4 protein-coding genes and 1 pseudogene are annotated in these 6881 nt (G+C 50.9%); all 5 read right to left on the reverse strand.

The window, feature by feature from the left end; genetic code table 11:
* On the reverse strand, positions 1-425 hold a 425-nt coding region (locus tag ACEW8P_RS24035; RefSeq protein ID WP_373515602.1), incomplete at its 3' end, for an FG-GAP repeat domain-containing protein.
* Complete coding sequence (locus tag ACEW8P_RS24040) at positions 422-3778, reverse strand: VCBS repeat-containing protein (protein WP_373515603.1); 3357 nt, start codon at positions 3776-3778, stop codon at positions 422-424. The genes ACEW8P_RS24035 and ACEW8P_RS24040, both read right to left, overlap by 4 nt.
* A complete protein-coding gene (locus ACEW8P_RS24045) occupies positions 3768-4373 on the reverse strand; it encodes a hypothetical protein (protein WP_373515604.1) in 606 nt (201 codons plus the stop codon). The genes ACEW8P_RS24040 and ACEW8P_RS24045 overlap by 11 nt, the downstream gene beginning before the upstream one ends.
* 76 nt (positions 4374-4449) lie before the next feature.
* Positions 4450-5958: a RagB/SusD family nutrient uptake outer membrane protein gene (locus tag ACEW8P_RS24050; protein WP_373515605.1), complete on the reverse strand. Its 1509-nt coding sequence runs from the start codon at positions 5956-5958 to the stop codon at positions 4450-4452.
* A gap of 20 nt (positions 5959-5978) precedes the next feature.
* Positions 5979-6881: pseudogene (locus ACEW8P_RS24055) on the reverse strand (SusC/RagA family TonB-linked outer membrane protein); the annotation flags it as partial.

The raw sequence follows: 6881 nt of genomic DNA on the forward strand, positions 1-6881 counted from the left end.
TGGCTACCCGCGCCGCTATATTTTGCTACGCAACTCACGTAAAAGTCGAGCAAACCATCCTGGTTGATGTCTACCACCGAGACGCCAGTGTGCCAGCCTTTAATCGCACCCAGTCCCGCCGCATCCGTCACGTCCTTGAACTTCATGTTACCCTGATTCAGAAACAGTCGGTCGGCGGTTTGGTTGGCCGTGAAAATCAGGTCCACCAGACCGTCATTGTTGAAATCGCCCGCGCCTACCCCGCCGCCATTATAAAAGTACATGTAGCTGAAAATATTAAACTCAGGCGACGGCTTCACACTATTCACAAAATCCACACCCGTTTTCTCGTTTTCAAGCAACTGAAACATGGGCTCAGGCGAAGAACGGCAGGCGAACAGCCCAGCCAGAAGCATCCAAGAAAAATATTTGTGACATAGCTTCATTGGAGCGATTGATTTTTTACAAATGCGCTGGGCTTCCGGCCATTGACCAGGAAAAGTAGCCCAGAAGTCCCGTTGAGAAGCAATGGCACAATTTGCTTCAACTCCCCCGGTACGTTGATACCCGATACAGTTGCTCCCAGAGCTTCAAAGCTATTCTTTTTTGTATTCAGCAGAACCATACCCCGACTGGCATCGAGCCGACCCAGTTGCGGAATGAAATTATAGGAGTTCCCCCCTGCCAGAATATCCGGCAGACCGTCTTTGTTCACATCTTCGATCGCGAGGGCGTTAACGCAACTAAATTGGGCAGTCACGGGCAATTCTTGTATCGTAAAATTCCCCTTCCCGTCGTTCACCGCAACTATGGACTTGAGGTAGTTCACTTGTTTCACTTGGGCCTGACGCAACATTTCGGCATCGAACAAATCAGCCATAGTACGCTGGGCGTAGTCGGCGTGTTTCAGGTTTTTAGCTTTCAAAAATGGAAATTGCTCCATCAAATCCCGTTTCAGGAATACGGGGACGTCCTTCCCGTCGTGGGTTTTGGTCAAGACTTTGTCCAGAGTTTGATTCTTGTCAAAATCACCCAGATAAATTTTCATCGGGTGATGCTGATCTACCTTCAGACCGAAGTTTTCGCCGATATTTCCCAAAACCAAATCCAAGTCCTGGTCATTGTCGAGGTCGGCGAAGGCCAGGCTGCCCCAGAAGCCGAACAGATTTTCCAGGCCCGTGGTAACGCGTTCCAGTTTATTTTTCTGCAATCGCAATGCGACGGGTGCCATCCAATCGCCGACGATGACCAGTACTTTTTCGCCCTTCCCGGCCAGGTCGATCCAGGCGGCATCGCGCACCATGCCAAGGGTCATTTGATCACCAAATTGTTTACCGACATCCCGGAATTGGCCTTTACCATCGTTTTCATAGAGGTAGCTGGGCGGCGTTAGACCATATTTTTTGGGGTAGCTGCGACTGCCGACGAAAATGTCGAGGTCGCCGTCGCCGTCGAAATCATAGGGCGCGGCCACGGCAGTGTTCATTGAGTGATTGGGTAGTTTGAGCGAGCCGATGCTGAAATTGCCTTCACCGTCATTGGCGTAGAGCCGATCCATCAGTTCTTGCTCGCCTGTTAGGTACTCGTTGCCGCCCGAACCCACGTACAAATCCAGGTCACCATCATCGTCGGCATCGAAGAAGGTGCAAGCGGTGTCCTCGAAGCGGGCGAACCGCTCCATGACGGGCTGTTTCGTCGGTACGAACTGCCCGTTTTTTTGAAGGTACAGTTGCCCGGCTTGGTCTTTGGTACCGCATATGAACACGTCGTCCAGCCCGTCTCCATTTACGTCTCCCACAGCTGCTTTCGGCCCCTCGGCGGATAGCTTCATTGGGATATTTTTTTCGCCGTAAAAATCTTCGTAATCATTTTCGGCTGGAACCTCGAAAGGTACTTCCACGCGCTTGAACAAAGATTCTGACAAGGAGGTAGGGGCGGTAGCCGATTCGACCGCCTCCCGCTGCGCCAATTTCAAAGCTTGGCTCGACTTCACATCTTTCAGCACGATCACTTTCCGATCAGGGAAAACTACCCGCAATGAGTCGATTTTGGTAAAATCACCCAATCCGAACGTAAGTGGATGCTCGGTGCTGGATTGGAACCCGCGGGCCGGGTTCTGCTGGCGGCTGAAAATCTGATCGCCGCAGAATATCTCGACTTTCGCACCGATTGCCTGGGTGTTTTGACCTTCGCCAGTCAAAACAATTTTAATGAAATTTTTAGGCCTTGGCTGGTCACTGGTTTTGTTTTGATAGACAAAAGCGGGCTGGTTTAAGTTGTTAACTACCAAATCCAAATCCCCGTCATTATCCAGGTCAGCGTAAGCGGCCCCGTTGGAAAAAGACGGAGTCCCAAAACCAAATTCGGCTCCTTTCTCCGCGAATTTCAAACCACCCTCATTGTGAAAAAAGTTATTCGGCACGGGCGTCGAGGGCATTTGGCCGATAATTTTGTCAAATTTCTCCTTCTCACCCGACAGTACCATAGTCTGGTTGACCTCGCTGGCAAAGAAGTCGATAAAATCTTGGTTTATGACGTCATGGAAAATGCCGTTGCAGACATAAATGTCGGTTTTGGCGTCATTGTCGGCGTCGAAAAGTAGCGCCCCCCAACTCCAATCGCTGGCCTGAACGCCCGCGAAGGAAGCGACCTCGCTAAACGTACCGTCGCGGTTGTTAAGTTGCAGGGTGTTTTGGGTAAACTGCTGATACAAGCCCCGCTTCGCCTTCATATTGTGGACGTAGTGGTTCTCGAATGTCGTGGTAGTTTTGAGCCGATACTCGTCGCGTGGCAGCATATCGGTAACGAAAATTTCCGGTTCGCCGTCGTTATTAATATCGGCCAGATCGGCTCCCATTGAGGCCATGCTGCTGTGGCCCATTCGGTTTTCCAGGTCTTCGCGGAAGGTTCCGTCGCGCTGGTTGATGTAGAGGTAGTCTTTTTCAAAAAAATCGTTGGACACATACAAATCGGGGTAGTTGTCGTCGTTGACATCGCCCACCGTGATGCCCAGCCCGAAGCCGATCAGGCTGCTGTAAATTCCTGCTTGCTCAGTCACTTCGGTGAATTTAGGCGCGAAGGGTTGCTTGTCCGTGGCCGGACGGCTGTCGTTGCGATAAAGTTTATCGCCGCCTCCCTTGAAAATTTCCGGCACGTCCCAGTCGGCGGCGCGACGATTGCGTTCATTGGAATTATTGAGCGAGCTAACGGGAATAAAACTATTGTTCAGCACGTAAACATCGAGGTCGCCGTCCAGGTCGTAGTCGAAAAAAGCAGCGTGGGTAGTGTAGCCGCTGTCAGCAAGTCCGTATTCGGCGCCTCGCTCGGTGAAAGTCAGATCGTGGTTGTTAATGTAGAGTGTGTTCTCCTGCCCTACTCCCTTCTGGTAGCCCGCGTTGCAGACGTAGATGTCCAGCCAGCCGTCGGCGTTGATGTCCACCATTACCACGCCCGCCGACCAGCGGGTACTATCCGCAATGCCCGCCTCGTCTGTAATGTCTTCAAAGTGAAGCCAGGATTTCTCACCTTTCCCTTGATTGAGATACAGCTTGTTGGCCCCCATATTGGCCGTAAAGAAGACGTCCGGCAGACCGTCGTTGTTCACGTCGCCGATCGCTACGCCACCACCGTTGTAGAAATTACGGTAGGTGAAAATATTGAAGTCGGCGGTATTTTTTACAGTATTTTGAAACAAAATACCCGTATCGGCCCCGTCCATTTGCTCGAACAGCGGTTTGTTCCGCTGACCACAGGAAAGTAATAATAGGGCTAAAACAAGAACGTAAAAACTATTTTTCATCAAGCTGCTTCAATATTTCGGCAGAACTCTGGTCAGAGAAATCGGGCTCTTTTACAACGATCCAGCCTTCGACCGGAACGTAGTTTTCGACAGTACTTGCTTGTCCGGGCTTTACTAAATTTCCCTTAAAAACGATAGTAATCACCTGGCGGCTCAACTCCGGCACCTCGATTTTCCCATTGACGAGGAAGTATCCTTCGCCCTGCAATGCCATTTCGTCGGTTAGCTTACCGATCATGACAATTACCTGGTCGCCACCGCTTTCCCCTAAGTTGCTGTTGGTTAGACTGAAGTTTATCGGCTTTTCTTCAAACCAGCTATCCCTGATCATTTCCATTTCCACATTGCCTCCTTCTTTGTTCAGAAACCCAACTTTGAATGACTGGGGTAGAAGTAAAACGTTGGTTTTGAAAGGCATATTCTCCGAATAAAAATCCTTCTCCCCCACCCTGACTTTCATCAATGCCTCGTCGGATTCAAGATTGGATAGTTCTCGTTTCAAATCGGCAATTTCTCCGGGTTCCGAACGGTTGGGATTATTACAGGATAGTACAAAAGCCGCCAAAGCAGCGAGCCAGAAGACAAATTTCTTCATCAAGACCAAATGGCTTAAAAAAGGGAATGCCCGGAACAAGACGTTCGGGCATTCCCAAGATTTTACAAAAAAATAATCAATACCCTGGGTTCTGCTTCAAATTGGTGTTGGAAGCAATAGCCGTGGACGGAATCGGATACAGTACTGTATAAGGTTCCAGATTGACGATGTCCTGATACTGACGGTTGAACTTGCCGAAACGCACTTCGTCGGTACGGGCAACGCCCTCCCAATACAACTCATACCCCCGCTCTTTCCACATCGCATCAGCGGTGAGGGTGGCCAAAGCAGTAGCCTTACGCATCTTGCGCAGGTCGTTGACCATTTTCAGCGCACCGGCAGCATCGCCACCGCGCAGCATCGCCTCGGCCTTCATTAGATACACGTCGGAATACCGCAGGATCAGATACTTACCGAAGTCGGTGGGGTGGTACTTGATCGCCCTGATGCCCTTGTTGGTGGCGGCACCCGCCAGGGGTACGTCTTTGGTGAACACCAGCGGATCCTTGGAGCGAGAATCGATGATCGGCGTCTTATCCTCGCGGAATTGCTGACCGATCAGGAAGCCTTTGTTGAGTCCGCCGTACCCTTTGTTAAAACCAACTGCCTTATGACGACGGTCGTCGTTTGCTTCGAACTTTTCATAAAATTCAGCCAGGGTCGTAAAGCCATTCCAAGGCCCGTCCTTCTCGGCGGGGAAGCCACCCTGGTCATAGTGCATAGTCATCATCCAGCGGTTGCGGGGCGTACCCTGCAAATCAGTGAAGATTTTATCTGTGGAAAGTCCGGCGGTGAAGGGATTGAAAAAGTCGGCATCCAGCGCAAATCCATCTGCCGCCACCGCATCGCAGTATTTCACAACTTTGTCCATATCGGCCTTGTCGAAGGTGTAAGGGCCCTCGGGTTTTGCCGACTTGTAGACTGCTTTATTTAAATAAAGACGCGCCAGCAGCGTATTGGCCATCGCCTTTGAAGCACGGGCATTGATCGGCGCCGGGCCTAGTTTTGGCAAGTTGGGAAGAGCCTCCTCCAAATCCTTCACGATGAAATCGAAGGCTTCCGAGCGGGACATCACCATCGGCAGAGCTTCCACTCCCTGATCCACTGTGCGGCGTGGCACCTGCCCCCAAAGATCCATCACGTGGTGCATAAACAATGCTCGCAATGCCTTGGCTTCGGCAGCCTGTACGGGGCTGGGGCTGGAAGCCAGCAACTGCTCGCAGCGGTAGCTCCTGCTATTGAGCGCATTCCAGGCGTTCAGAATTTGGGAGTGGGTAGCATCCCAAGTATGAGCATGCAAAGTACGCCAAACCCCATTGTCGCCCCAGTCCACTCCCCGCGTGGGGGGGATCATCTCGCCCGAGGTATGCTGCCCAAGCGAGTATAGGTTACCTTGATCATTGTACACACCCAAGTCGTTGTACAGGCCGTTCAGCAATTCGGTGGGATTACCGGCCGTAAAGCCACTACCCGTAGATTCGATTACGATCGAGTCTTTCTCATTGACTTGTAAGTCAGTGCAGGATGTCAGGACGAGTGCCCCGACTAGTCCATTAAATACTATTTTTAAAGATGTCTTTTTCATAATTGTTTGTCTGAAGATTTTTAGAATGATAAGCTGGCACCAAATGTCCAGGTGCGGGATCTTGGGTAAGCCGTATAATCGATACCCAGCGACGGAACGCCACCGATAGCTTTATTGGTATTGACTTCAGGATCCTGGCCGGAGTAGTTGGTGAACAGCAGCAGGTTCTGGCCCGTTATGAATAAACGTACGTTGCGGAAGGCACTTTCGCCCGTATTTAACCTATAACTCAGGTTCAAGTTTTGCAAACGAACGAAATCACCCTTTTCCAGGAAGCGGGTAGATACGTCAGGTGCGTTCAAAGGACCTTCTTGGCTGGTAACGACGTCTGTAGTCACGTTCCGGCCGTTAGAGAACGACCCCTTGGTGAAGTAGGCGTTGGCCGTGTTGTTGTAGATGTAGTTGCCGAATACGCCGTTGAAGAAAGTACTCAGATCGAAGCGCTTGTAGCGTAGGTTGAGCGTAAGCCCCCCCGTTACTGTGGGGATGGGACTCTTGCCATCCAGGAACCGCTGAAAATCGCCGCCTGTGTAGATTGAGTTACCAGCCTCGTCGTAACCTCCGAATTCCCGCAGGAAGAAGGCGTACAGCGGCTGGCCGCTGGCGATGCGTTGAGCGAAAGCCCCGGTCAGTCCCTGTCCGCTGATTGAACCTGTGTCGTAGGTACCGAGCAGGTTCTTGACAGTATTTTTGTTAAACGCGGCATTGGCATTGACTTCAAACCCGAAATCATTTTTGTCCACGATTATGCCATTGACATTGATCTCGAAACCTTTGTTAACGATGTCGGCGTCGAGGTTTGTCCATACAAAGGGAGATATAGCGGGTTGGGCCGACTGAATTTGAATCAACAAGTCATTGGTATTCTTCGTGTAATACTCCAATGACCCCGATATGCGGTTATTGAGAAAAGCATAGTCAAG

The sequence above is a fragment of the Persicitalea sp. genome (assembly GCF_041751555.1).
GTDB lineage: Bacteria > Bacteroidota > Bacteroidia > Cytophagales > Spirosomataceae > Persicitalea.

Excerpts from the sequence above, each read along its gene's own strand:
- ACEW8P_RS24050 (WP_373515605.1), bottom strand. The coding sequence starts at position 5,958 with ATGAAAAAGACATCTTTAAAAATAGTATTTAATGGACTAGTCGGGGCA.
- ACEW8P_RS24045 (WP_373515604.1), bottom strand. The coding sequence starts at position 4,373 with ATGAAGAAATTTGTCTTCTGGCTCGCTGCTTTGGCGGCTTTTGTACTA.
- ACEW8P_RS24040 (WP_373515603.1), bottom strand. The coding sequence starts at position 3,778 with ATGAAAAATAGTTTTTACGTTCTTGTTTTAGCCCTATTATTACTTTCC.